Consider the following 25,766-nt stretch of genomic DNA (forward strand, 5'->3'; position numbering starts at 1 on the left):
TTCATGAGCAGCGAGGCTGCTCGCGCTGGACGGCCACGCGAGCGAGGCTCCCCGCAGCGCGTTCATGCGGTGGAGCAGCCGAATTCAATGCATCGTTACGCGCTTGACGACAGGGAGTCTCGCGGCGCACCGGGGTGCTCGCGGAATCGCAATGTCACAACCATGTGATGTCGCGGCCTCCCGTCCGCCATGCGAGCGAGGGTCACCGCGAGGGTTGACCCGTGCGCAGCGGCCCACCTCGCGAGGTGGGCCAGAGCATGCAATTCGCCGCCGATCCCGGGATCGTGAAGACATCCATCCCATGCTCGAAGGTCTGCACGAAGACCTCGAGCTGGCCGTCTCCGTCGAGATCACCTACCGCCGGCGGGGCAGGCGCGCCGTTGCCGTTGCCGTTGCTGCCGGGGTTCGGCAAGGGCACGTCGTGCAGGACCGCGCCGTTCGCGCCGAGGATCACGAGGTTGCCGGAGTCGAGCACCTCGGGAGCGCCGTAGGTCGCCAGCAAGACCTCGGGCGATCCATCCTGGTTCAGGTCGGCCACGGTGGCCTCGGTCGCGAACATGATCGATTTGCCGTGCATGTAGTTGTATCGCCACAGGAGCGATGCATCGGGGCCGAACGCATAGAGGTAGCCGTCGTTCATCGGTACGATGATCTCGGGCCGCGCGTCCCCCTGGATGTTGACCGTCGTCGGCGAGGGCACGCCGTTCGGCGGGTAATAACCGTCGATGGCGAGCGGCCTCTCGCCGCGCGGGAGCGTCTCCCATCCGGGCTTGCGCATCGCCGATCGGCTGCCGTCGCCGTGCGCGCCCTCGAGCGCCATCACCGCATACGCCTGCGTCTCGTACGGCTCGTGCATCTCGACGTTCGGCACGCCGACGACCTCGTTCCTCCCGTCCCCGTCGAGATCGACAACGTTCGGCGGCGATGCGGTCCACTGCAGCCACTCGGCGGAGCTCGGGTGCGGCCATGTCCCGGTATGGAGATGGTAATGGTCGCCCTCCACCTTCGGATCCGCCCAGCGGATGAACTGGCCCCAGGTCAGCGGCTGATCGGCGAAGGCCTCCTCGCGATTCTTGAAATACGGCGCGGCGTCGATCGCCACGCCGTCGTGGTTGAACGCCTGGATGTGGTGGTTGTCGTAGGTGGCCAGGATCTCGAGCTCCGGGTCGTCGTCGATATTGCCGATGCCGACGTTGAGCCCATAACACCCGAACCCCGAGTGCCCCATACCGTTGCGATCGGCGTCGTTCCCCGGGCCGCTCTGGTTGTTGTACCGAGGCCAGGCCGCGAAGGCGGTGCCTCCGGGGGCGGGTTGATAGAGCGACCCATCCGCGCTGAAGACGAAGACCTGCGCGCCGCCGTCCTCGGTGGTCGCGGTCTGGGTCGTCGTCGCCACCACCTCGATGGTGCCGTCGCCGTCGAGATCCGCCGCGGCGAGCCCGCGCACCTCGGGGGCGCTGCCGGCCGTGGTGGTGTCCGCCGGCCACCCGGCTTTCAGCGCGAGCCCGTCATTCCATTCGAATGCGAACACCTGATGACCGTTGCCATACACGATGTCGATCGCGCCGTCGCCCTCGAGGTCGGCGACCACGTGCGGCGCATAGATCCGGTCCTCCCCGACCTCGGCGCGATCGATCTCCTTCCCGTGCGAGTCGAAGACGAAGAGCGAATAGTAAGCGGCGATGAGCTCGTTCTGGCCGTCGCCGTCGAGGTCCATCACCACCGGAGACGCGTACCAGCTCGTCTGCCCGGGCAGGACCATCCGGTGCTCGGGCGCCTGCACCTCGCCGACGCTCGTGCCCACCTCGCAGATCGGGTTGCGCGTGCCGCCGGTGCTGCCCCTGCCGCCGCCGGCGCCGCTCGCGCCATCCCCGATCTCGCCCCCGGCGCAGGCTGCCGCGAGCAGCGCGAGGAGCAACGCCGCGCTGCCGAGAGGCCACGCACCCAGGCCGGTGCGCGCAGCCCATGGTGAAGGGGGCGGGTCCTGAGGTCCGGCGGGGAACCCGCGACCGGAACGGCACGGGTGGTCCTGGGTAATCATGGGTCCTCCGGGGAGTGCGCCCGCGGGCGACGCCCGCCGGTGGAAAAGGACAGGAGCCAAGCTCATCGAGATTACCAGGAACCTTCGGAGCCGGGGATACGAGAGTCCACCCGAGGGGAGATTCACTGGATCGCTGTGAGGGTGGTTGTCCAGAGCAGGGTGTGGTTCGTCGTCCGGGGGGGGCGCCCCGCCCGTCGAGCAGGGATTCGCGTGCATCGGCGAGCTCGTCGAGCTCGTCGAGCACATTGCGCCCCTGCAACCGCAGTGTTCACGACCGTAGTGGCACGCGCGTGAAATACCAGACGTCGAAGAGCACGAAGCCGAGCGCCGCCAGCGCGAGCAGCCAGGTCCATTCGACGTGGGCGTCCGGCTGTCCCGCCGCGCTGGAGACGGCGACCTCGCCGCCTCCCTCGGCGACGAGCGGCCTCGGCGTGAGGTCGCTCTCGGCGACGCTCGTGAGGTTCGCCGGCACCACGACGGACCCGGCCTGCGGTCCCTGCCAGGCGAGGCGGTAGAAGCCGGCGCGGGGCGTCTCCGCGATCACCGCGACGCCGGCGCGCTGCGCGACCTCGAGCCGCTCGCCTGCAGGGCCGGTGGCCTGGAGGTCCCGCGCGGTCGCGGGGACGCTCACGCGCAGCGGCTCGCCGGTGCGCGCGGGGCCTGTGATGCCGTGGGCGCGGTGGGCTCGCGCCTGCTCGAGCAGGTTGCGCACGAAGAGCACGAAGGACGCCTTGAGCGGCCAGTCGCTCTCGCCGACGTCGAAGCCGAGCAGCGTGCCTGTCCGCGAGGCGGTGGAGATGTCGGTCGCGATCGTGCCCTCCTGGGCGCGGATCAGCTCCTGCGTCGCCGCTTCCGGCTTGAGGGACGAGGCCGCGCGGAGGTTCACGCCGTCCAGCGTCAGGAAGCGCAGCCGCGGATCCGCCGTGTCCCACGACGTGAGCGTGGGGCGCTCGAGCGTCTGCCCGACGAGCGTGCCGGCGCAGCGCCCGGGCGGCGGGTTCACGATCAGCAGATCGCCCCCCGGAGGATCGGGCGGGCAGGCGCCGTCGATCACGACGAACGTGTCGGGATCGAGCCCGGGCTTCCCGAGCAGATCCCCGAGCGCGCCCGAGGTCACCGAGGTCATCGGGTCGGACGCGAGCGCCCGCTCGAGCCAGACGGAGCCGCCGGAGGGCGCTCCCGGCTGCGCGCCCGGGGGCTCGCCGCCCTGGCCCCTGCCGGCCGACGCGAGGAACACCGGGAGCTTGTCGCCGGCCGGCACCCTCCCGTAGGCGACGTCGTCGAGCGGCATCGCGTCGCGCGGCGAGAGCTCGAAGACGAGCCCCTTGCGGTAGTCGCCGGGCGACGGGCGGAACGTGACGACGACCGGGAGGCGCTCGCCCGGCTTGACCAGCACCCGCCGCGAGCCGAGCACGTCCGACGCGTTGTCCTGCCGCATCGTCACGTACACGTCGCGCGGCTGCGCCCCGAAGTTCGCGACAACGAGGAAGGCCTGCACCTCCTCGCGATGCTCCGACCGCTCGCCGTCCGCGCCGCTCGCGCCGCTCGCGTCACCCGCTGCGCTCCCGGAGCGCACGTCGACGCGGACGATGGCGGCGTTGTCGACCGGATCACCCACGGTGATGACCTCCACCGGCAGCGACGCGCCGCGCAGCGAGGCGGGGCGGGCGAGGTTGCCGTCGGTGATCGCGACGACCCGTCGGGCGCCGCCGAGCTGGCGGAGCCGGTCGATCCCGAGCGCCACCGCGGCCCCGAGATCGCCCTCGACGTCGCGCGCCGCGATGGGATCGATCGCCGCCTTGAGCCGGACGAGATCGCGATCGAGCGCCGCGACGAGGCGCGCGTCGCGCCCCGCCTCGACGATCAGCGCGTCGCTGCCCGGGGCGAGGCCGGAGAGGAGGTCCCTGGCGAGCTGCTTCGCGAGCTCGATGCGCGTTGTCGCCTCGCCGGCCGGCCCTCGAGCGGCCGCGGACATCGAGGCGCTCGTGTCGAGGACGATCGCCACGTGATCGCCGGTGAGCTCGCGCCCGCGCGAGGCGGGGCGGGCGAGGGCGAGCGCGAGGAGCGCGAGCGCGAGCGCCTGCAGGACGAGCGGCAGCTGGGCGATGAGCTTCCTGAACGGCGCGCGCGCCATGAGGTCGCGCTGCGCGGCGGCCCAGAGCCACGTCGAGGGGACGCGCCGGCGGCTCCGCTTGATCTTGAGGATGTAGAGCAGGACGAGCGGGCCGAGCAGCGCGAGCAGCCACAGGCCGCCGGGCGAGAGCAGCGCGAGCGGAGCGCCCGCGGAGGCCTGTGCGAGCGGGGCGGCCACGTCAGTCGACGCCCCTCGCGACGAAGCGGCGGACGGCGCCCTCGAGCGGCTCGTCGCTCCGCGCGCGCACATACGTCGCGCCGTGGCGGCGGGCGAAGGCGCGCAGCGCCTCGCACAGGCCGGCGAAGCGGGCCGCGTAGGCGGCGAGGGCCGCGGCGTCCAGGGTCACGTCGACGAGCGCCCCGGTCTCGGCGTCCTCGAGCGTCAGGTCGCCCTCGAAGCTCGGCTCGAGCTCGTCGGCGGCGACGACCTGGAGGGCCGCGACGTCGTGGCCGGCCTGCGCCGCGCGCCCGAGCGCGGCGGTGACGGGGCCGGGATCGAAGAAGTCGGAGACGACGCAGAGGAGGCCTGGCCGGGCGCTCTGCCGCACGACGGCGTCGATGGCCCGCGCGAGGTGCGTCCCGCCGGAGGCCCTCACGCCGTCGAGGGCGCGGAGGAGCGCGGCGAGCCCCGCGCGCCCGCGCACCGGCGCGTGCTCGCGGGCGATGCCGTCGCCCGCCACGAAGAGCTGCGCGCGCTCGGAGCGCGCGAGCGACATGTACCCGATCGCCGCCGCGAGCCGGCGGGCCGCGTCGAGCTTCGTGGGCTCCCCGAAATCGAGGGACGCCGACGCGTCGCACACGATGCGGGCGATGACGTCCTCCTCGGCGCGGAACAGCTTGAGCACCGGCTCCCCGGTGCGGGCGTAGGCGGCCCAGTCGATCCGCCGCATGTCGTCGCCGGGCGCGTACGCCCGGTGCTCCTTGAACTCGGCCGAGCCGCCGCGGCGCCGCGCGAGGTGCTCGCCGGCGCCGCCGGAGCGGGCGCGGATCTCGAGCCGCCGCTGGAGCACCTCGAGCTCGCGGACGAAGCTCGCGCCGAGGAGCGGCTCGGGGGACGAGGGGAGCATCGGAGAGGAGTAGACATCGGCGCGGGCGGCGGTGCCAGCGGGGTCGCGGACGAGCGGCGGCCCGCGCTCGGCGGGGGCGCCGGTCCGCGCTCGGCGGGGGCGCCGGCCGCGCTCGGCAGGAGCGCCGGCTGCGCCCGGCCCGCGGTCGCCGTGGTCGCTCCGCGCGCCGAGACAGACCGCCACGGTGGGGCAGGACACCCCGTTTGCGCTCGGCGTGGCCGACAGACCCTCGTCCGCAGGCGCGCCGCTGCGCCGTGGCTCGCTTTATGCGAGCCAGCGCGGTGGTTCAGCTGTCTGTGCGCCGGCCCGGCCGGCAGAGCCGCCGAGCGCCCCGTACCGATGTGTCACCCGAAAGGAGGCACCGTGAAGGCCCTGGTTTTCCACAAACCTTCGGACGTCCGGGTCGAGGACGTCCCGGATCCCCGGATCGAGGAGCCCACCGACGTCATCGTGCGCGTCACCGCGACCGCGATCTGCGGCTCGGATCTGCACATCTACAACGGCTTCTTCCCCCAGGCGAAGCCCATGGTGCTCGGCCATGAGTTCATGGGCGTCGTCGAGGAGATCGGCCCGCAGGTCACGAAGCTGCGGAAGGGCGACAGGGTCGTTGTCCCGTTCCCTATCGCGTGCGGGCGCTGTTTCTTCTGTCAGGCGGAGCTCCCCGTCCATTGCGAGAGCTCCAATCCCAAGCACTACGGCCCCGAGGGCGGCACGGTCGAGGGCAAGGGCGGCGCCCTCTTCGGGTACACGGACCTCTACGGCGGTTACAACGGGGGTCAGGCCGAGTACGTGCGCGTCCCTTACGCCGACTTCGGGCCACGGAGGGTGCCTGAGCGCCTCACCGACGAGCAGGTCCTCTTCACGACGGACATCCTCCCCACCGGCTGGACGGCGATCGAGTGGGCCGAGCTCGAGGGTGGAGAGACGGTCGCCGTGTTCGGATGCGGGCCTGTCGGCCTCGCGACCATGAAATGCGCATGGCTCCGCGGCGCGGCGCGCGTCATCGGCGTCGATCGGGAAGAGTACCGCCTGACGAAGGCCCGCGAGGTCGCCAAGGCCGAGACCGTCAACGTCGACAAGGTCGACGCCGTCGAGGCGATCCGCGCGATGACGGGCGGGCGCGGCGCGGACGTGTGCGTCGACGCGGTCGGGATGGAGGCGCACCGCGGCGTGCTCGAGAAGGCCTCCAGCGCCCTTCACGGCCAGGTCGGGACGATATCGGCCCTCCGGCTCGCCTTCAGCGCCGTGCGCCGGGGCGGGGTCGTGCCGATCGTTGGGGTCTACGGCGTGTCCTATGACAACTTCCCGCTGGGCCAGCTCTTCGACAAGGGCCTGAAGCTCCGCGCCGGCCAGGCGCTGGCGCACAACTACATCGACCGGATCCTCAAGCACATCGAGGACGGCCACCTCCGGGCGGACGACATCATCACGCACCGCCTGCCGCTCTCGCGCGCCCCGCACGGCTACGAGATCTTCAACAAGAAGCGCGACGACTGCGTCAAGGTCGTCCTCAGGCCCTGACGTAGCGCGCAGATCGCCCCCTCCGGCGCTCGTCCGGCGCGCCGTCATGCGCCCTCTGCCCCTCGAACACCGCCATCATGCCTGCTCGTCGGCGGTCGATGCTCCGCCGGTCGATCCGGCGCTCGGGAGCGGCCCACGCGCTCGGGCGGCGCGAACGCGCGAACCATGGCCCGCCGCAGCCCTGACGCCTGACACCGGCGTCAGGGGCGCGCGGCCGCAGTGCTGTGTAATTTGTTGAATTCATGTTGGTTTGTTCAGGGTATGGCGCTTGCTTGGGGCCGAACCTCGGCGAGCGCCCCGCTCGCTTGCTTGGCCACCCGCGATGGCCTCTGTTCGCACGGAAGGACAGCTCCCGATGGCTCGAGATCTGCGCTCAACTCGAACGCTCCTTCACCCCTTGTGGTTGGGAGCCCTGGCGCTCCTCGTCCTCAACGATCACGCCCTCAAGGGCTCCGGCCTGCTCCCTGGGTGGTTGACCGGGAAGCTCAGCGACTTCGCTGGGCTCCTGGTCGCGCCCGCGGTCCTCGCCTCGCTGCTCCGCGTGACCTCGCGCCGCGGATTCCTCGGCGCGCACGTCGTCACCGGCGTGGTCTTCTCGGCCATCAAGCTCGCTCCGGAGGCCGCCCGCGCGGTCGAGGGGCTCATGGCGCTCACGCCGCTCCCGTGGCGGATCACCGTCGACCCGACGGACCTCATCGCGCTGCCGGTCCTCCTCGCCTCGTACCGGGTGCTCGGCGAGGCGATGGCGCGGCCGGAGCCCGCGCGCCCGGTCGCCCACCGCCTGGCGCTGATGGCAGGCGGCCTGTCCTGCGTGGCCACGAGCTACGATCCGCCTCCGTGCGGCGAGGACGAGGGGTGCGCGCCGCCGCAGCCGCAGGAGCTCGCATCGCTCGTGATCGGCAACACGACCGGGACCGAGCAGCTCATCCGCGTGCGGCGCCTCCGGGAGTCGGTGCGGGTCGACTGCGGCGTCGTGCTCGACGACCCGACGGGCGCCCTCTCGCGCGATCTGTTCGAGAACGCCGAGACCTGGCTCATCGCGCCCGGCCGCGCGCTCCCGCTGGGCAACGCCGGGTGCGACAGCTACCTGATCGACGCCGACGGGCTGCCGCTCACGCTCCTCGCCTGGTCCGCGACGGACTTTCCGGAGCAGCTGCTCGTCACGTCGACGGAGAACCCGCAGCCGGATCGGATGATCGTCCTGCAGCGCGCCGGGGCCAGGCTCGCGCTCGCCGAGCACCCGGCGGTGTTCCCGGCGCCTCCCCTCGAGACGCCGTCGCCCGCGAGCGCGTGCGGCGTCCACGCCACGGGGAGCGGGCTCGACTGGACCATGCCCGTCCCCGGGGCGGGGGTCCTCACCGGCGTGACGTCGTCTCCGGACGGCTGTCATGCCCTCACGCTCGAGCGCGGCGAGACGTTCTTCCTCTGCGCTCCTGCCGAGGCCATCCCGTTCAGCGAAGGCGACGTCCTCCGCGTGAGCTCCGTCGCGATCGACCGCGGCAGCTACCCGGAGCTGCCGCGGGACCAGCTCGCCTTCGCGCGCGGCATCCACATCGAGAGCGCGACGCACGCTGTGCTCGCGCTGCGGGGCAACGTGCTCGCCCGCTGGTCGATGGTCGGCCGGCAGCCGGCCGCCGATTTCTCGGCCGATCTCTCGCCGCTCGCGGGCTGCGACGCGTTCCACGACGCGTGCGGAAGCCTCGTCGAGCCGCTCGAGGCGTCGCTCCTCGGCGAGGGCGTCTCCGGCGTCGTCTCGCTGCGGCCCGGCGAGAGCGCGGAGCTCGCCGAGGGCGCCGGCGCGCTCTTCCTCGTGCGCGCCGACGACATGCCCGTGCGTGACGCGGCGTGCTTCACCGTTCCCATCGATCAACCCCGCCTGCTCGAGTCGGTCTTGGTCGCCACCGCCGCGGCGCCGTAGGAGGTCACGCCATGAAGCTCCGCATCCATGATGTCCTCGCGCTCGGCGCCGCCGCCGCGCTCGGCGCGGCCGGCTGCGCCGATTCCGGCGACGCAGAACGCGGCTTCGCCGCACCCACGGACCCCCCGGGCAGCGTGGGCGTCTCCCAGGGCGGCGCGCAGGACTTCGGCCTGTTCCGGCAGATCCTGGAGGACGGCGAGATCCCGGGGCCGGACACGCTCGACGACGTCGGCTTCTTCGCCGAGCACAAGCTCGATTACCCGGCCGCGACGTGCGGCGAGGACGTGTGCATGCACGGGCTGCTCGGGATCATGGGCAACATGATCAGCGGCTCGCCCTGCACGCTCATCCAGATCGGGATGAACTCGCCCGTGGACCTCGGCGCGCTCGAGCGGCCGCCGCTGCACCTCGTCATCGCCGTCGACACGAGCGGCTCGATGCAAGGCGACCCGATCGCCTACGTCAGGGCGGGGCTCGTCGAGATGATCGACGCCCTCCAGCCGACCGACCGGATCTCGCTCGTCCGCTACGCGGACGCGGCCGAGGTCGTCCTCGAGCAGGCGGAGGGCTCGGACAGGGAGGCGCTCACGGAGGCGTTCGAGGGCCTGACCGCGCGGGGGTCGACCAACCTGTACGAGGGGCTCTTCACCGCATATGCGCTCGCCGAGCAGCACCTCGATCCGGCCTGGCAGAACCGCGTGATCTTCCTGTCCGACGGCGTGGCCACGGCCGGGCTCACCTCGCCTCAGCGGCTCGTGTCGCTCGCGGCGGGGTACGCGGAGAAGGGGATCGGCCTCACGGCCATCGGCGTCGGGGCCGAGTTCGACGTCGACGCGATGCGCGGGATCAGCGAGGTCGGCGCGGGCAACTTCTACTTCCTCGAGGACCCGAAGGCGGTGGAGGAGGTCTTCGCCGAGGAGGTGAAGACGTTCCTCGTGCCGCTGGCGCTCGACGTGGAGCTCGACGTCGCCGTGGGCGACGGTTACGTCGTGCGCGGCGCGTACGGCACGAACGGCTGGCAGGGCGGCGAGCGCGGCGGCGCCGTGCACATCCCGAGCCTCTTCCTCGCCGGCCGGACGAGCGCCGCGGAGCCCGTCGGCTCCGGCCGGCGCGGCGGCGGAGGCGCCATCCTGCTCGAGCTCGTGCCGAAGCCCGACCAGCAAGGCGTCGAGGACCCGCGCGCCGTGGGCAGCCTCGCGCTGTCGTGGCGGCACCCGCTGACGGGCGAGGCGCACGCGCAGGAGGTCGACATCGAGGCGCCGAGCGCGCCCGACGCGCCGCCCGAGGCCGGCTATTTCTCCGGCGACACCGTCGAGAAGGGCTTCGTGATGTTGAACCTCTTCGCCGGGTTCAAGCTCGCCGCCCAGCTCGCCGCGGACGCCGACCCCCGCACCGCGCGGCGCACGCTCGAGGCGCTGCGGCCGAACGTCGAGGCGTGGCTCGCGGATCATCCGGACCCCGACGTCGAGGACGACCTGCGCTACGTCGATCTGTTCATCGAGAACCTCATCACGGCGGAGGCGAACGTGCAGCCCTACACGCCGGCGGATCCGCCGAACCCCTGGCCCGCCGATTGAGCGCCGCGCGCCGCGCGCCAGGTGACGGTGACGCGCCCCAGGTGACTCCAGCGCGCCTCGCTCGTGACCCCCATTCCCGTCGATCCCCCTCAACACGCGTCTCGACGTCTCCGCGTCTCCACATGCGCTCCGCGTGTACGCGTGTACGCGTGCACGCGTACACAACAACGCGTCCTGTGCGCCGCGAACGTGCGCCGCGGCGATGTCGCTTCCTCGCGGCGATCGCCTTGTGTAGGATCGAATTTTCCCGGCCGTCGAGGAGGAGAGTGCACCTATGCGAAGATCCATGTGGTTCGGGCTGGCGAGCATCACCGTCTGTCTCACGGCCGCTCTCCCGGCGAGCGCGGGTGTCCCGGAGTGCGGCAACATTCGCTTCGAGGGCCTGTCGAACTGCGAGGTGCGCGTCACGGGCGAGTGCACCGCGGGCTGCAGCGAGCTCGGGATCTACAAGACCGCGTGCGCCACGAAGCTCGTGCAAGTCTGCAAGACGGAGTGCACCCTCTCGGCGGAGGCGGGCTGCACGGACAGCTGCACCGAGCAGTGCAGCGCGGACTGCGACAGGGGCATCAATGTCATCTGCTCCCACAACTGCTTCGTCGAGTGCACCACCACGCGGGACGTCGAGTGTCGTGGCGCCGTCGACGCCGCCCAGTGCGCCGCGACGTGGGACGCGAACTGCGACAGCGAGTGCGGCGCCAAGTGCGTGACGGTGGATGGCGGCTGCTACCAGCACTGCATCGAGTGCTGCGGAGGCTCGTGCACGGCCGACGCGAACATGGACTGCCAGACCACGTGTCAGAACGAGGAATTCGAGGACTGCGAGCACGAGTTCCGCGCGAACTGCGACGCTTCCTGCAGCGGCGACGGCGCGCTCTTCTGCAATGGGAAGTACATCATCTCCGGATCGCAGATCCCGGCGTGCGTGAACGCGCTGCTCGCGCAGGGCGTCAGCGTGAAGGCCGAGGCGGAGGTCACCATCGGTCCAGACGGCATCGACGGGAACCTCGCAGCCGGCATGTGCGCCGCCAGGCCTGCGAGCAAGGCCTCCCTCACCGCGCCGCTCGCGGTGCTCGCCGCGGCGGCAGGCTGGCTTGCGCGGCGCCGCAAGCGCTCATCGCGTACGTCGGGCTGAGCGTCCAGGTGAGCGTGCGGCCGACCCACGAGGCGCTGCTCGCGCTGCTCCTCCTGTGCTCCGCGGGCTGTGCGAGCGAGGCGGCTGACGCGCTCGTGGTGATCGGCATCACCACGGATATGGCGGTTGGCTTCCAGTTCGATCACATCGAGACGACCACGAAGGTGGATGGCGTCGTCACGGGCACCGAGCGTCTCTCGTATGGCGGGGGAGAGCTGTCGCTCCCGGCCGAGCTCGTGGTCGGGCCAGCGCCCGACGGCGCGGAGATCGAGCTGTCCATCGCGGCGTTCCGCGACGGCGAGGCCTCTCCGATCGTGACGCGGAGGGGCGCGACCCGCGCGGCTGGCGGGCGGAGCCTGCTCCTGCCCGTCTCGCTCGACGAGGCGTGCTGCGCGACCCCCTGCGCGGCGAGCGCGACCTGCGCGGCGGGGGCGTGCGTCGAGCCCTTCATCGCCCCCTCCGCCCTCACCGACTACGACCCGCTGTGGATCGCGTCGGCGAGCGATGCGTGCAAGACGCCAAGCTCCGGCGACCCCGCGGTCGTGATCGGGCAGGGGGAAAGCGCGTTCGCTTCGCTGGAGCCTGGCGAGGTGGTGCCGATCGAGGCGGGCCCTCAAGGGGGCCATCACGTGTGGCTCGCGCTGCGCGTGACCGGCCTCCGGCAGATGGGCTCGCGCCTGACCGTGGAGGGGCACTTCCCCGAGCTGGAGTTCGAGCTCCTTCCCTTCACCGCGCAGGTCACGATGCACAAGGCCGGGGAGGACCGCTGCGAGATCGATGGCGTGCGCTTTCAGGTGGACCGGGGGCTCCCGGTCGAATCCGTCCGGGGACAACCGCTCGATATCGAGGTTGCCCTGGAGGACCCGAACGGTGACGTCGCGATGGCCGCGCAGCGGGTCGTCATCTCTCCCTGACTCGTCACCTGTCGGAGCGGGCTCATGAGGGGGCCGACTCCGGTTCCGGATCGACATGCCCCCTTCGCGAGGGGGCGCCCGCACGTCGCGACCTCTCAGAGGCGGCCCTCGCGGCTGTCCGTCTTGGTCCTGGCTCGGCCGAGCGCCCCTCGTACGACGCTAGCGCGTCGCGACCTCCGTCGCGCCGCCGCGGCCGCCGCGAGGCACGCGGCGGCAACGGCGCCGGCCCGGCTCCCCTCCGCGCCGGTACGACAGCCGCAGCCCGCCTCGCCCGGCCGCGCCCGGCCAGAAGGCGGCGCCCTGCCTCCTGGTCCGTCGGGCGCTCCGCCTACACCCGCGGCGCTCGCCTGGTCGCCGCCGCTCGCCGGCGCCGCGCCGGCGCCGGTCGCGCCCGTCGCGACGGCGCTCGTGCCGCTGCCGGCCGCGGCTGAACCGGCGTCCGGCGTGCAGTCCCGGTGGCCCGTCATCAGCGCGATCCTCGGCCAGTCCGTCGGGCAGACCGCTCCGACCGCGGTGCTCGCCGCGCACTCCAGAGGACCACGAATGCACCCCTGCTGGAGCAGCGGCTCGAACGTCGCGCCGCCGTCGAGCGAGCGGCCGATCGTGAAGCCGTCCAGGAACTCGCTCGCGCACGCGTAGAGGCCCGAATCCGTCCAGGCGAAGCAGCGCGGCGCGACGCTCGAGACCCGCTCGAAGGCCAGCGTCGACGAGGGCGCGCGGAAGACGCCGTCGATGTCGCTGCCCACCGCCACCGTCGCGCCGTCCGGCGAGATCGCGAACGCGCGCACGAAGCCCTCGGTCGTGAACACCGGCGCGAACGCCGCCCCGCCGTCCGTCGAGACGAACAGGCGCCCGGGCGCGCTCGCGATCCGCACGTACAGCACGTCGGCGTCGCGCGGATCGACCCCCGCGATGTAAGGCTCGCGCGACGTCGTGCTCCCCGGCACCGCCGCGGTTTGCCACGTCTCCCCGCCGTCGGCCGAGCGCGCGAGCACCCCCGTGACGGAGCCGCCCTCGCTCGCGAGGCCGCTCACGTAGACCCGCCGCGGATCCGACGGCGCGACGTCGACCGTCCGGGCCATAAAGCCCGCCGGGAGCGGCGCCCCTGCGCCGGTCCAGCTCGCGCCGCCGTCGCGCGACGTCCAGAGGCCGTGCCTGGTCCCCGCGGCCACCGCGACGACGTGCGACGGATCGCCCTGCCGGACCGAGAGATCGATCACCTCCCGCCCCGCGAGCTCGGCGGCGCGCGCCCAGGCGCAGCCGCCCTCGGCGCCGACCGCGATCCCGTCGGTCAGCGCGGCGAGCACCCGGCCGCTCGCCGCCGCCGCGATGGGCGGGGATTGGCCGGCCGTGTCGTCGTACCCGACCGCGCCCTCGCAGATCCAGCGCCAGCTCGCGCCCCCGTCGCGCGTGGCCAGCAGGCCGTACGTCATCCGGGCGACGGCACGCGCTGGATCCGCCGGGTCGAACACGATCTGGTCCGCCGAGGGAAAGACGCCGTTCGCAGCGGCAGGGGAGGGGAGCGCCATGGCGACGAGCGCGGCGGTGACGAGCGCGACAGCGCGCGGCACGGCGACGAGCGCGGCGAGCGCGACAGCGCGCGCCGGGCGAGAGCCCGGCCTCACGGCGCGCGGGGGAGACGATCGCATCAAGGGATCCATCGTACCGCGGCGCGCGCCGAGAACCGCCCACGCGCCCTCCGCGCCCCGCTACACTCGCCGCAATGCCGGAGCGCATCGTCGTGTCTTTTCGAGGTACTGCGGCCCTCTCGCAGCCAGACAGCACGGACGCGGTCGCGCCGTGGCCCGGCCGCCGCGGCGCGCCGCGGGCGCCCGCGCCGCCGTCGCGCGCGGCGCCGGCGCGCGCCGCGCGCTCGACCGGCGGCGCCGCGCGCGGCGAGGAGAGCTACCTCGCCAGGGCGCTCGCGCTGAAGAAGCGCGCCGAGGCGCTCGGCGCCACCCTGTGCGCCTGGAGCGCGCAGACCTTCTCGTTCGAGTTCACCCCCGACGACGTCGAGGAGGCCGTGCTGCTCGCCGCGCTCGCAGCGGAGGACGCGTCGGTGCACCCCGACGCGCGCTTCGCGGTCGGCATCGCGCAGGGCGAGATGACCTACGTCGGCGAGGCGGGGCGCTTCACCGCGCTGTCCTGGGGGCAGCCGCTGCTCGTCGCCGTCATGCTCGCCCGCGTCGCGCTCCCCGGCGACGTGCTCCTCGATCCGGCGCTCCCCGCCGTGATCTCGGGCGAGCTCATGACCCTCGGCGCCCACCGCGGCATCGACGGCGCGCGCCGGGTGCGCGGCCTCCGCCTCGACGCGCAGCAGCCGCTGCGCAGGCAGGTCGCCGAGAGCGTGGCGCGCCTCTGCAAGCCGCCGCTCATCGGCCGCGAGGCCGAGCTCGCCGAGCTCGCCGTGCCCCCCGGCTCGCTCGCGATCGTCCGGGCCGAGCCCGGCGCCGGCGGCACGCGGCTGCTCCTCGAGCTGGAGCGGCTGCTCGCGCCGTCGCGGAGCCTCTTCGTCGCGCCGATCGGGGCCTCGCGCGAGCCGTTCGGCGCGCTCCGGCGCGCCCTCGCGCGCGCGGCGCTCCGCGCCGAGAAGAGCCGCGCCCGCGCGCCGGTGCTCCCGGATCGGCTGAAGCCCGCGCTCGCGCGGCTCCTCGCCGGCGAGGGCGTCGAGCCGAGGATCGCCGCCGAGGTGCTCGCCGTGTGGCTCGCCCCGTCGGACGTCCGCGTCGGCCTGCTCGCCGTCGACGACGCCTCCGAGGTCGACGCCGCGAGCCTCGACGCGATCGCCCTCGCCCTCTCGCCGGGCGGCGGCCCGCGCGCCGTCGCCCGGCTCGGGCGCTCGGATCCGCTCCCCGCGCCGCTCACCGCGCTCACCCCCGCCGCGACGGTCACGCTGGGGCCGCTCTCCGGGCCGGGCGCGCAGGATCTCGTCCGCCGCCTCCTCGACGGCTGCATCGACGAGGCGGGCGCGCGCCGCTGGGCCGCGCGCGCGCCCGCGTACCCGCTGGCCGTGCGCGAGCTCCTCTGCGAGGCGCTGGAGAGCGGCGCGCTGCGCTGGATCGGCAGGAGCGTCGGGCCGCGCCGGCGCAGCGCCGGGCGCGGCAGGCCCCCGCGCACGATGACCGGCGCCGAGCTCGCCGCGCCCCCCGCGCTCCGCTCGATCGAGGGCCGGCTGCGCCTGCTCGCGATCGGCCAGCGCACGGTGCTCACCGCGCTCGCGACCCTCGGCGGGGACGCGTCGGACGCGGCGATCGACGCGCTGTGCGACGGCACCGGCGCCCCGAAGATCGCCGCGGTCCAGGCGGCGCTGCTCGGCGCCGGCTGGGTCTTCCGGCCGGAGCCTGGCTGGCTGCGGCTCTCCTCGCGCACGCTGCGCGACGCCCTGCTCGCTGGCGTCCCGCCGGGCGAGCGCGCCGCGTGGCACCTGGCCGCGGCGCGGGTCGTCGAGGATCACGCCAGCGTGCTCGGCCTCGCCGACGCCGCGTGGCACGCCGCGAAGGCGGGCGATCGGCGCTCCGCGGCCGATCTCGCCGGGCGCGCCGGGCGCGCGGCCGGCGACGCGCTGCTCGAGGGCTCGGCCGCGGAGCTGCTCGCGTTCGCCGACGAGCAGGAGACCGCCAGAGATCACCGGGACGGGGCGCCGGACAGCTCGTCGAGCCAGCCGCCTACCTACCGCACGCCGATCGAGGTGGTCGGCGACGCGCCGGAGCCGCAGCGCGCGGCGCGCTCCGCGCTCGCCTTGGAGGGCGAGCGCGGCGACGTCGCCGGCGCGCCTACGGCGCAACCGGACGACGCGCCCAGGGACTTTCCCGACGAGACCTCCCCGGACGTCGGCCTTCCATGCGCCGACGCCTCCGGAGATCCGCTCGCGAAGACAACGGAGTCGCCCGTCCTGTCGATGAACGACATCGCGGTCCGCCTCGCCGAGCTGGCCAAGCAGGCGCTCGTCCAGGGCGACCTCCGCACGCTCGAGCGGCTCGTGGGCGAGCTCCGCCGCACCGGCGAGCACCTCGATCTGGCGGAGCGCATGACCGGCCTGATCTCGCTCGGGCGCGGCGCGAAGGAGGAGGCGCTCCGGCGCTTCCGGATCGCCGCGGAGGCCGACGCGTCGCCTTCGCAGCGGGCCCGGGCGCTGCTCGCGTACGGCGTCGCGCTGGCCGCCTCGGGCCGCACGGAGGGCGCGCTCCTCGAGGCGCTGAGCGCCCTCGCGCGCGCCCGCGAGGCCGAGGATCCCCACGGCGAGCAGGCGTGCGCGCAGTTCCTGGCGCAGCTCGCGGCCGCGACCGGGCACGAGGGGGCGGCCCGCGCGTGGGCGCAGGTGGCGCGCCTCGCCGGCGCGGCGCCCCCCTCGTGACGGCGCATTGACAGCGTCGTCGCGGCTGTCCATACCGCCGGCCATGTCGTCCCGAGAGCCCTCCGGCGAGCCGGCTCCCGCGCCGGAGACCGGCGAGGAGCGCGCCGCGCCGCCAGCGCGCGCCAGCGCCGGAGAGCGCGCCGGCGCCGGAGAGCGCGCCGGCGCCGGAGAGCGCGCCGGCGCCGGAGAGCGCGCCGGCGCCGGAGAGCGCGCCGGCGCCGGAACGCGCGCCGGCGCGCGCCGGGTCGCCGCGCTCCTCGCGCTGGCGCTCTCGTTCGGCGCGATCGCCGGCGTCGCGTACCAGCGCCACGCCGCGGTGCACCTGCGCGCCCTCCCGAGGGTCCCGAGCTGCGTCCGCGGGGCGCGGGTCGCGCTGCGCAAGCCGGTCGCGGCGTCCGGCACGGAGCCGCGCCAGACGGCGTCGGGCGAGACGGTCTACCTCACGCCAGGGGAAGATCGCGCCGTCGCCTGCGCCTTGCAGCTCGACGAGGCGCTCGCGCGGCACCTCGCCGGAGCGCTGGCCGAGCAGGCGCCGGCGCAGCGCGCCGCCCGGCTGAGCGAGCTCGTGCGCGACCGCGTGCCGGCCGACCCGGCGCACGATCGCGCCGCCTCCGCGGCGTACATGATGGCCTCCGCGGCCCTGCGGGGCCTGCCAGACGACGTCCCCGAGGTCCGCGCGGCCGCGGAGGAGCTCGATCGGCATCACGCCTGCCGCTTCGACACGCGCCGCCCCTGTCCGACGCGCCCGCCGCTGCCAGCGCTCGTCTGGCTCACCGGCGTCCCGGCGGGGCTGAGCCTGCTCGGGCTGCTCTGGCTCGGCCTCGCCGCGAGCGCCGCGCGCACCAGGCGCTGGACGGCGCGCCGGGGCCGCTGATCGCCCGGGCTCGCGCGCGTCGCGCGCCTCCGCCGCTGCGATCGCCTCAGTCGATCGCCTCGACGCGAAAGCTCGACTGGACGAGGCGGCGGGGCCGGGCCCCGATGTCGGCGACGTCGAACCCGAAGCCCGCGCCCTGCTGGTGGATCCCGCCCGACGTGGCGCCGCTCGGCATCTGCACCGACGAGCTCACCGTGACGTAGACCTTCGCCCCCTTGCCGAATGCGGCGGTCATCGCGAGCACGCGCCCGGCGAGCTGCGCCGCCGCCTCGCGCGCCACCCGCGCCCAGAGCGCCGCCGCTCCGGCCGTCGACGACAGCGCGCGCACCCCGAGCACCGCGCCGGCGCCGCTCAGGTGCACCTCGAACACCGCGCGCGCCGTCGAGGGCGTCTCGGCGCTGCGCACCACGTCCGCCACCACGGACGCGACCGTGCCGGCGGCGGGCAGATCCAGCCCCAGCGTCTTGTCCCGATCGCGCATCGCCTCGCGCAGCAGCTCGCCCGCCTTGTCCGCCGAGACCTCGCGCGGCGCGGCCGGCGCGGTCGGCGCCGGCGCCGGCCGCGCGCGCTCCGGCAGAACGCCGGGCAGCTGCCACACCGGCGCCCCCCCGAGGCCGGCGACCCCGCGCGGCGCCTCGGCGGTCGGCGGCCCGTCGTACTCGCTCGAGGGCGCCGGGGCCGGAGGTGCCACGGGACCCTCCCGCGGCTCGACCGGCGCCTCCGTCGGCGCTTGTGGATCGAGCGGCCGCCGCTCGCGGCGCGCCGTCCGGCCGAGGACCGGCTCCGCCTCGCGCGGCCGTGCCTCGTCCGGCGTGCGCGGCGGGGGCGTGCGCGCCTCGTCCTGCTCCGGCCCGCGCGGCGCGACGGGCTCTATCTCGATCTCCACCTCGCGGCGCGCGCCGCTCGAGCGGGCCTCGAGCAGCGGCCCCGGGGCGCCCGCGATCCGCGCGAGCAGCGGGATGGCGGCATGGAGCAGCGTCGCTGCGAGCAGGAAGCGGACCTCGCGGGAGAGCAAGCGCCGAGCACCTTGGTGGGTGCCGGACAGGGGCGCAAGTGCGCGTTTCGTCGCCGGCGTGCTCACGCCCCCGCTCGCGCGCACCTGCGCAGCCCCGGGCACACCCCACCCGCTCCCTCGCTTTGCGGCCCGACAGGCTCACCCATGCGTGTTCCAGCAGGGGCCAGGGTATTACGGCCACGCTTAAATATGCGGCTACGGCACGGTTGCCGCTTGAGCTCGAGACCGTACTGGTCGATGCTCCGCCTGCCGCGACGCCTTCCGGGCTCACGGCAGGAGCAGAAACGCAGCGTGCTGCCGCCGTGCGGCGCGCTCACGGAACAGACGCAGCGTCTGGCGAGCCAGGGCTGGGCGCTACATCCCCGTTGTAAGGGAGGGGTATCGAAATGAAGGGAAACGTGCGCGCTGACGGGTCGCCTGCGGACCTGTCGCCGACGCCCACGCCGCCGCCCGTCACCGTGGTCCAGGGCTGCCCGGATCGCGGTCTTCCCCTCGACCTGCCCCCCCTCGGCATGGCCCCGGCACCTGAGGAGCAAGCGTTCCTTCCCGGTTTCGCCCCGCCCGCGCTGCAGGGGACGCCGCCCTTCCCCATGGCCGGGGCCGGGCCGTACGGGTCCTGGTCTGCGCCCTCGCCCGGCGAGCGCCGCGCGCGCGTGTGGAGTGCACTCGGGGCGTTCGTCCTGGCCGCGGCCACCGTGATCGTCGTCGTCGCCGCCGCCGCGCGCGGGATCGCCGCGCGGATGCCGATCGCCTCCGCCGAGGCCTTCCGCGCCATGACCCCCGTCAACCGCGCGTCGCTGCTCGCGCTGCGCTCCTCGCGCGAGGACGCCGGGGCGATCGCGGCCGTCGCGCCGGAGGGGCTCGCGCGCTTGCTGCCGCCGGAGCCGCCGTCCGCGCCGGTGACGCCGCCGCCCGCGATCCGGCACGACGGGTACGCGTCGATCCGCGGCGGCGTGCTCTTCACGCCCGACACGTTCAGGCCCGCCGGGTCGAGCTACGATCTCCTGCTGCACTTCCACGGCAACACCCAGCTCGTCCGCGAGAGCGCCGAGGTCGCCGGGCTGAACGCCGCGGTCGCCGTCATCAACCTCGGCATCGGCTCGGGCGCGTACGAGGACTTCTACGCGACGCCGGGCGTCTACGAGAGCCTGCTCGCGGACATCGACAGGGCGCTCGCGCAGCGCGGGCTGCCGACCCCGCGGCTCCGGCGGGTCGCCCTCTCCTCGTGGAGCGCGGGCTACGGCGCGGTCGCCAAGATCCTGGAGCTCCGCCGCGGCACCGAGACCCTCGACGCGATCCTCGTCACCGACGGCATCCACTGCGGCTTCGTCCCGGAGCAGCCGAGCGGCCTCAACCCGCTGCAGCTCGCCTCGTTCGCGCGCGCCGCGCAGCTCGCCGCCTCGGACAAGCTGCTGTTCACCATCACGCACTCGGAGATCGACCCGATCGCGTACGCCAGCTCCACCGCCACGGCCAGCTACCTGCTCGACGCCGCGGCGGGGCACCACGTCGAGCGATCGCCCGCGTCGGACGCGCCCCCGCACCTGCGGCTGCGCGCGGCCGAGGGCGCCGTCTCGAAGAAGCTCGAGAAGCAGATGATCCCGACCACCGAGGCGAGCGTCGGCGAGCTCCATGTCCGTGGGTTCCGGGGCAACACGCCCGAACACCACATGGCGCACCTGCTCCAGATGGCCTCGACCGTCCTCCCGGAGCTCGTCGAGCGCTGGCGCGAAGGCGGCGATCCGTCGTCCGAGCGCTGATCGACGGGAGCGGCAGGGTCAGCTCCGGCTCCGCGCCTCGGCCATCCAGGCCCCGATCGCCGTGGCCACCGGGTGGTCCGCCCCGAGCTCCGCCTCGGCGAGCGCGAGCGCCCGCTCGTACAGCGGCAGCGCCGTGGACGGCCGCCCCGCGGCGTGGTGGACCTGCGCGAGCCGGACGAGCGTCGGCCGGAGCGACGGGTGGGCGGCCCCGACCAGCGCCTCCCGCGCGGAGAGCGCGCGCTCGTACAGCGCCGCCGCCTCGGCCGCGTCCCCGAGCGCCTCCCGGGCGGCCGCCAGGTTGTGCAGGATCGACGCAAGGAGGGCCCCGTCCACGCCCGCCCCCGCCTCGGCGATCTCGAGCGCCCTCCGGAGCATCCTCTCCCGCTCGGCGGTCGGGAGGTCCTCTTCCAGCTCCAGGAACGTGGCGGCGTTGTAGAGCGCCTCCGCGACGAGCGCGTGACGGGCGCCGAGCGCCCCCTCCCGCAGCGCGATCGCCCGCCGGAAGAGCGGCGCCGCCTCGGCGCGGGCCCCCCGCCTGCCGAGCAGCAGGCCGAGCCGGTTCAGCAGCGCCGACAGCTCGATGGGGTCGGGGTCGCGCATCCGCTCGTAGCCCGCGAGCATCCGGCGGAACAGCGCCTCGACGTCGTCGAGCTCGCCCTGCCGCTCGAGGATGGCGGCCAGCTGCTCGAGCAGCCTCGGCAGCGGCGGATCGGCGCTCGCCGCCGCCTCGGCGATGGCGATCGCCCTCGCGGAGCTCGCGCGCGCCTCGTCCAGCCGCCCCTGCGCGAGCCGCGCCGAGCTCAGCGCGTAGAGCGGCGCCGTCAGCTCGGCGTCCCCGTCACCGTAGATCTCCTCGGCGATCCGGAGCGCCCGCGCGCATGTCGCCTCCGCGTCGGCGTGGCGCGAGCCGGCAAGCTCGGACGCGGCCACGTCGAGTAGGCGCCGGTACTCTCTTCCCCTCCACCAGCGCAGCACGGCGCGATCCGGTCGCATCCTCCTCTACTACCTCGTCCCCACCCGGGAGGGCGAGAAGGCCGGCAGGGACGTCCGGCGCGCACCGGCCGGCGTCCGGCGGCGGCACCCGACAAGGATGATCGGAAGAGCATCGCGCGGGCGCGGAGCAGTGTACTCTGCTCGCAGGATCTCGTGGCGCGAAGGTGCGATGCAGACGCTCGATGCCAGCAACTGGCGGCTCCCGTCGATCGGGGCTATGGCGCACGGCGCATGGTGCAGCGCCTCACGCTCGGCCTCTCGCGCGGGGGCCCCGGCCTCACGAGCGGGGCGATCGTGGAGGCGATCGAGGAAAGGTCGCCAAGGACATTTCTTCCGTTTAGACTGCCCCGACGGCCCCACGCGCCGACGCTCCCCACGATCATGAGGTCCAGGCTCACGCATCGCGAGGCATCGTCACCGAGGGGAGGGCTCGCCCGCGCCCGCACGGGGAAGGCGACGGAGTTCATATGAGTGGTGCCAACGAAAACGTCGTCGATGAAGTAGCGCGCAGCGAGCCGATCGATCCGTTGCTCGGAAAGGTGCTCAACGGAAAGTTCAAGATCCTTTCCCAGCTCGCGACCGGCGGCATGGGCACGATCTATCGCGGCGAGCAGCTCCCGCTCGGGCGCCAGGTGGCGATCAAGGTCTTGATCCCCAACCAGGCCTCGCGGCAGCTCGACCCGAACTTCCACAAGCGCTTCTTCCTCGAAGCGAGCATCCTCGCGCGCCTCCAGCACCCGAACATCGTCACCGTCTTCGACTACGGCCGCATCGAGGCCGACGATCAGGAGCGGTTCTTCATGGCGATGGAGTTCCTCGAGGGCGAGACGCTCTTCCGGCGCGTGCGCCGGCAGGGGCGCCTGCCGCCGCCCGAGGCGATGCGCATCGCGCGGCAGATCGCGCGCGGGCTGCGCGAGGCGCACAAGCACGGCGTCGTCCACCGCGACCTCAAGCCGTCGAACGTCATGCTCGTCTCCAACGAGGACGCGGAGGAGGCGGTCAAGATCCTCGACTTCGGCCTCGTGAAGCAGCTCGGCGACGACTCGGAGGAGCTCACGCAGCAGGGCGCGTTCCTGGGCTCGCCCCGCTTCATGTCGCCGGAGCAGATCTCGCACGGCAAGGTCGATCTCAGGACCGACATCTACTCGCTCGGCGTCATCCTCTACCAGATGCTCTGCGGGAAGGTCCCGTTCGAGTCCGAGAAGTCGATCCAGATCCTGATGGCGCACCTCCAGCAGCCGGTGCCGCGCATGAAGGAGCGGAACCCGGACGTCGACATCCCGGAGCCGCTCGAGGCGCTCGTGATGCGCTGTCTCGCGAAGGATCCGGACGGCCGGCCCGCGACGATGGACGCCCTCATCCAGGGCCTCGGCGAGTGCGCCCGCGGCATGGGCGTGACGACCGCGTTCGGCGGCACGCAGATCACCTCGTTCGAGTCGCTGCCCGGCGTACAGATCTCGTCGCGTTCGTCCACGGTGCAAGCGCTCAAGGACGCGGTGACGCTCCCGGCGCCGTCGAGTGATGACGATCCGAGCGGCCGCACCTCCGGCGTCGGCTCGGGTCCGGGCGCCGCCGCGACCGCGGCGGGCGCGTCCAAGGGCGCGACCGGCGCGCACGAGGCCCCCTCCGGCGGCGGGCGCAAGGCGGTGATCCTCGCCGCCATCGGCGCGGTCGTCGTGGCGGCGGGCGCGTTCATGCTGACCCGCAAGCCCGCGCAGACCGAGGCCGCCACGCCCGAGGTCGCGACCGCTCCAACGACGACGCCCGCGGCGACCGGCACGCCCGGCGAGCACAAGGGCGCGCCATCGTTCATGCTGATCATCGAGTCGATCCCGCCGGGCGCCGACGTCCTGGAGGACGGGAAATCGCTCGGGCAGACGCCGCTCCAGCTCTCGATCACGAACGACGAGGTGCGCGCGTCGCCTCGCCGGCTGACCCTGCAGAAGGAAGGCTTCCAGCCCTACTCCATCGTGCAGGGGCCGTCGGAGATGTCCGTGCAGACCGTCGCGCGGCTCGCGCAGGTGGCCGCGCCTGCGAAGACCGAGGACGCGCCGTCGAACACGAGCTCGGGCGGCCGGCGAAACTGGGGCCGGCCCACCCGCCCCGTAGCGCCCACGGCCACGTCGAAGCCCAACCCTCCGGAGAACACGGCGCCGTCGATCCGGATCGACCGGTAGCGATCAGGGCGCGCCCGACGAGCACCATCGGTTAGCCCCTGATTTCACCGCGCCCCAAGGGCGTGGTGCAGGGGCCATGCGCTAGCTTCCAGGCCGCGCATGTCCCGCCTGCTCATCGTCTCGAACCGCCTTCCGGTGACCGTCCACGCCGATCAGGGGGACGTCTCCGTCGTCCCCTCGGCGGGCGGCCTCGTGACCGCGCTCCGGGGCCCTCACGAGCGCCACGGCGGCCTCTGGCTCGGATGGCCGGGCGACCTCGCGCGCCTCACCGAGGAGCAGCGCCGAGAGGTCGAGGATCGGCTCGAGCAGCTCGGCGCGGCCCCGGTGCACCTCACCTCGGCCGAGGTGAGCCGTTACTACGACGGCTTCTCCAACGGCGTCCTGTGGCCGCTGTTCCACTACCTCGTCGAGAAGCTGCACCTCGACGCCCGGCACGACTGGGAGAGCTACCGCGAGGTGAACGAGCGCTTCGCCGAGGCCATCGTCGCCCGGTACAGGCCGGGCGACAGGGTGTGGATCCACGACTACCAGCTCACGCTGGTGCCGGCGATGCTGCGGCGGCGCATCCCCGACGCGCGGATCGGCTTCTTCCTGCACATCCCTTTCCCGGCGGCCGAGGTCTTCCGGATCCTGCCCTGGCGGGAGCAGGTGCTGCGCGGCATGCTCGGCGCCGACGTCGTCGGGTTTCACACGACGGCCTATCGGTACCACTTCGTCTACTCCGCCGCGCGCGTGCTCGGGCTCGATCCCGACCTGGAGACGCTCGCGTACGAGGGGCGGCGGGTGCGGCTCGGCGCCTATCCGGTCAGCATCGACGTCGACGAGTTCGTGCGGCTCGCGCGGGACGAGGAGGTCCGCGCCGAGGCGCGGCGCATCCGCGAGAGCGCCCAGGGCCGGAAGATCGTGCTCGGGGTCGATCGGCTCGACTACACGAAGGGCATCCCGAGGCGCATGCTCGCCATCGAGCGCTTCCTGGAGCGCGAGCCCGAGCTCCGGAGCAAGGTCCGGTTCATCCAGCTCGCGGTGCCGACGCGCGAGAGCGTCGACGCCTACGCCGAGTTCCGGCGCGTCGTGAACGAGCTCGTCGGCCGCATCAACGGCAGCTACGGGACGCTCGACGATGTCCCGATCCACTTCCTGCACCGGTCGATGCCCATGGCCGGGGTCGTCGCGCTCTACCTCGCGGCCGACGTGATGATGGTGACGCCGCTGCGCGACGGGATGAACCTCGTCTGCAAGGAGTACGTGGCCTCGCGGATCGACGACACCGGCGCGCTCGTGCTGAGCGAGTTCGCGGGCGCGGCCGCCGAGCTGATCGAGGCGCTCCTGGTGAACCCGCACGACATCGACGCGGTGGCGTCGACGATCCAGCGGGCGCTCGTCATGTCGCCGTCCGAGCAGCGCGTCCGGATGCAGGCGCTCCGGCGCCGCGTCGTGACGCACGACGCGCACCGCTGGTCGCACCGCTTCCTGAACGATCTCGAGCGCGCGGGCGGCGTCCCGCCCGCGGTGGGGGCCGCCCGGCGGCCGGAAGGCGCGCCCCGGGGGAGCACGATCGCGAGCGCGCGCAGCGCGCCGTCGCTGATCGTGATGCTCGACTACGACGGCACGCTGGTCCCCCTCGAGGCCATGCCCGAGCTCGCTCAGCCGGACGAGGCGCTCGTCACCGAGCTGCGCGAGCTCGCGGCGCGCCCGCGGACGCAGGTGCACGTGGTGAGCGGCCGGCCGCGCGAGGACCTCGAGCGGTGGCTGGGCGAGCTGCCCATCAGCCTCCACGCGGAGCACGGGTTCTTCTCGCGCGCCGCGCCCGGAGAGCGCTGGGTCGCGCTCCGCGAGGCCGCGCTCGACTGGAAGCCGAGGGTCCGCGACGTCCTCCAGGGCTTCGTCGACCGCACGGCGGGCAGCTTCATCGAGGAGAAGATGGTCTCGATCGCGTGGCACTACCGGGCCGCCGACCCGGAGCTCGCCAGCCAGACGGCCCGCGAGGTGCCCCTGGAGCTCGCCGAGGCGCTGCGCGAGCACGATCTCGAGCTCATCCCGGGCCGGAAGGTGCTGGAGGTGCGGCTCCGCGGGGTCAACAAGGGGGTGATCGTGCCGCGGGTGCTCGCCATGATGGGGCCCGACGCGGTGGTGATCGCGCTCGGCGACGACAGGACCGACGAGGACCTGTTCGCGGCGCTCCCCCCGACCGCGCTCACGATCCACGTGGGCGGCGGGGAGAGCTCCGCGGCGTTTCAGCTGCCCGACCCGGCCTCGGCGCGTCGCTTGCTGCGCGCGCTCGTCGCCTGAG

The 25,766-nt window shown here is 73.9% G+C and carries 16 protein-coding genes; 10 read left to right on the forward strand and 6 right to left on the reverse strand.

Annotated features, from left to right (window positions below; all coding sequences use genetic code 11):
- Window positions 1-202: 202 nt before the first annotated feature.
- From WMF45_RS02720 to WMF45_RS02730, 3 genes are all read right to left on the reverse strand, one after another.
- A complete protein-coding gene (locus WMF45_RS02720; RefSeq protein ID WP_437715403.1) occupies window positions 203-2,041 on the reverse strand; it encodes an FG-GAP repeat domain-containing protein in 1,839 nt (612 codons plus the stop codon).
- A 268-nt stretch (window positions 2,042-2,309) separates the two neighbouring features.
- Entirely contained in the window at window positions 2,310-4,352 is a 2,043-nt protein-coding gene (locus WMF45_RS02725; RefSeq protein WP_437715404.1) for a vWA domain-containing protein, read from the reverse strand.
- 1 nt (window position 4,353) lies between these two features.
- The gene (locus WMF45_RS02730; RefSeq protein ID WP_437715405.1) at window positions 4,354-5,424 is read right to left on the reverse strand and encodes a DUF58 domain-containing protein; all 1,071 of its coding nucleotides are present in this window, start codon (window positions 5,422-5,424) and stop codon (window positions 4,354-4,356) included.
- Window positions 5,425-5,604: 180 nt separating this feature from the next.
- Between WMF45_RS02730 and WMF45_RS02735 the strand changes: the two genes are divergently transcribed.
- The 5 genes from WMF45_RS02735 to WMF45_RS02755 all read left to right on the forward strand — a co-directional run bounded on the left by WMF45_RS02735 (window position 5,605) and on the right by WMF45_RS02755 (window position 12,303).
- Entirely contained in the window at window positions 5,605-6,762 is a 1,158-nt protein-coding gene (locus WMF45_RS02735) for a zinc-dependent alcohol dehydrogenase (protein WP_437715406.1), read from the forward strand.
- Window positions 6,763-7,159: 397 nt separating this feature from the next.
- Window positions 7,160-8,680, forward strand: a complete 1,521-nt coding sequence (locus WMF45_RS02740; RefSeq protein WP_437715407.1) for a hypothetical protein — start codon at window positions 7,160-7,162, stop codon at window positions 8,678-8,680.
- A gap of 11 nt (window positions 8,681-8,691) precedes the next feature.
- Complete coding sequence (locus WMF45_RS02745; protein WP_437715408.1) at window positions 8,692-10,257, forward strand: vWA domain-containing protein; 1,566 nt, start codon at window positions 8,692-8,694, stop codon at window positions 10,255-10,257.
- Between the two features lie 274 nt (window positions 10,258-10,531).
- Window positions 10,532-11,389: a hypothetical protein gene (locus WMF45_RS02750; RefSeq protein WP_437715409.1), complete on the forward strand. Its 858-nt coding sequence runs from the start codon at window positions 10,532-10,534 to the stop codon at window positions 11,387-11,389.
- A 14-nt stretch (window positions 11,390-11,403) separates the two neighbouring features.
- Window positions 11,404-12,303 (forward strand): hypothetical protein, encoded by a 900-nt coding sequence (locus tag WMF45_RS02755; RefSeq protein ID WP_437715410.1) that lies wholly within the window; start codon window positions 11,404-11,406, stop codon window positions 12,301-12,303.
- Window positions 12,304-12,398: 95 nt separating this feature from the next.
- Here the strand turns inward: WMF45_RS02755 and WMF45_RS02760 are convergent, their stop codons facing one another.
- Window positions 12,399-13,952 carry a WD40/YVTN/BNR-like repeat-containing protein gene (locus WMF45_RS02760; protein WP_437715411.1) on the reverse strand — a complete coding sequence of 518 codons (1,554 nt, stop codon included), beginning with the start codon at window positions 13,950-13,952 and terminating at the stop codon, window positions 12,399-12,401.
- 74 nt (window positions 13,953-14,026) lie between these two features.
- On the opposite strand from WMF45_RS02760, the gene WMF45_RS02765 reads away from it, so the two are divergent.
- Together WMF45_RS02765 and WMF45_RS02770 are read left to right on the forward strand one after the other, a co-directional pair.
- A complete protein-coding gene (locus WMF45_RS02765) occupies window positions 14,027-16,657 on the forward strand; it encodes a hypothetical protein (protein WP_437715412.1) in 2,631 nt (876 codons plus the stop codon).
- Between the two features lie 43 nt (window positions 16,658-16,700).
- Window positions 16,701-17,531 (forward strand): hypothetical protein, encoded by an 831-nt coding sequence (locus WMF45_RS02770; RefSeq protein ID WP_437715413.1) that lies wholly within the window; start codon window positions 16,701-16,703, stop codon window positions 17,529-17,531.
- A gap of 46 nt (window positions 17,532-17,577) precedes the next feature.
- Here the strand turns inward: WMF45_RS02770 and WMF45_RS02775 are convergent, their stop codons facing one another.
- Window positions 17,578-18,546, reverse strand: coding sequence for a hypothetical protein (locus WMF45_RS02775; RefSeq protein WP_437715414.1), 969 nt, complete (start codon window positions 18,544-18,546; stop codon window positions 17,578-17,580).
- 386 nt (window positions 18,547-18,932) lie between these two features.
- Between WMF45_RS02775 and WMF45_RS02780 the strand changes: the two genes are divergently transcribed.
- Complete coding sequence (locus WMF45_RS02780; protein WP_437715415.1) at window positions 18,933-20,306, forward strand: hypothetical protein; 1,374 nt, start codon at window positions 18,933-18,935, stop codon at window positions 20,304-20,306.
- Window positions 20,307-20,324: 18 nt separating this feature from the next.
- On the opposite strand, the gene WMF45_RS02785 is transcribed toward WMF45_RS02780, so the two are convergent.
- On the reverse strand, window positions 20,325-21,299 hold the full coding sequence (locus tag WMF45_RS02785) for a tetratricopeptide repeat protein (RefSeq protein ID WP_437715416.1): 975 nt from the start codon (window positions 21,297-21,299) through the stop codon (window positions 20,325-20,327).
- Between the two features lie 467 nt (window positions 21,300-21,766).
- On the opposite strand from WMF45_RS02785, the gene WMF45_RS02790 reads away from it, so the two are divergent.
- Together WMF45_RS02790 and WMF45_RS02795 are read left to right on the forward strand one after the other, a co-directional pair.
- Entirely contained in the window at window positions 21,767-23,476 is a 1,710-nt protein-coding gene (locus WMF45_RS02790) for a serine/threonine protein kinase (protein WP_437715417.1), read from the forward strand.
- 99 nt (window positions 23,477-23,575) lie between these two features.
- Window positions 23,576-25,765 (forward strand): bifunctional alpha,alpha-trehalose-phosphate synthase (UDP-forming)/trehalose-phosphatase, encoded by a 2,190-nt coding sequence (locus WMF45_RS02795; protein ID WP_437715418.1) that lies wholly within the window; start codon window positions 23,576-23,578, stop codon window positions 25,763-25,765.
- Window position 25,766: the final 1 nt, after the last annotated feature.

The organism is Sorangium sp. So ce448, assembly GCF_051520915.1.
In the GTDB taxonomy this organism is placed as follows: domain Bacteria; phylum Myxococcota_A; class Polyangia; order Polyangiales; family Polyangiaceae; genus Sorangium; species Sorangium cellulosum_B.

Excerpts from the sequence above, each read along its gene's own strand:
- WMF45_RS02765 (WP_437715412.1), top strand. The coding sequence starts at position 14,027 with ATGCCGGAGCGCATCGTCGTGTCTTTTCGAGGTACTGCGGCCCTCTCG.
- WMF45_RS02760 (WP_437715411.1), bottom strand. The coding sequence starts at position 13,952 with ATGCGATCGTCTCCCCCGCGCGCCGTGAGGCCGGGCTCTCGCCCGGCG.
- WMF45_RS02785 (WP_437715416.1), bottom strand. The coding sequence starts at position 21,299 with ATGCGACCGGATCGCGCCGTGCTGCGCTGGTGGAGGGGAAGAGAGTAC.
- WMF45_RS02770 (WP_437715413.1), top strand. The coding sequence starts at position 16,701 with ATGTCGTCCCGAGAGCCCTCCGGCGAGCCGGCTCCCGCGCCGGAGACC.
- WMF45_RS02780 (WP_437715415.1), top strand. The coding sequence starts at position 18,933 with ATGAAGGGAAACGTGCGCGCTGACGGGTCGCCTGCGGACCTGTCGCCG.
- WMF45_RS02745 (WP_437715408.1), top strand. The coding sequence starts at position 8,692 with ATGAAGCTCCGCATCCATGATGTCCTCGCGCTCGGCGCCGCCGCCGCG.
- WMF45_RS02790 (WP_437715417.1), top strand. The coding sequence starts at position 21,767 with ATGAGTGGTGCCAACGAAAACGTCGTCGATGAAGTAGCGCGCAGCGAG.
- WMF45_RS02795 (WP_437715418.1), top strand. The coding sequence starts at position 23,576 with ATGTCCCGCCTGCTCATCGTCTCGAACCGCCTTCCGGTGACCGTCCAC.
- WMF45_RS02720 (WP_437715403.1), bottom strand. The coding sequence starts at position 2,041 with ATGATTACCCAGGACCACCCGTGCCGTTCCGGTCGCGGGTTCCCCGCC.
- WMF45_RS02750 (WP_437715409.1), top strand. The coding sequence starts at position 10,532 with ATGCGAAGATCCATGTGGTTCGGGCTGGCGAGCATCACCGTCTGTCTC.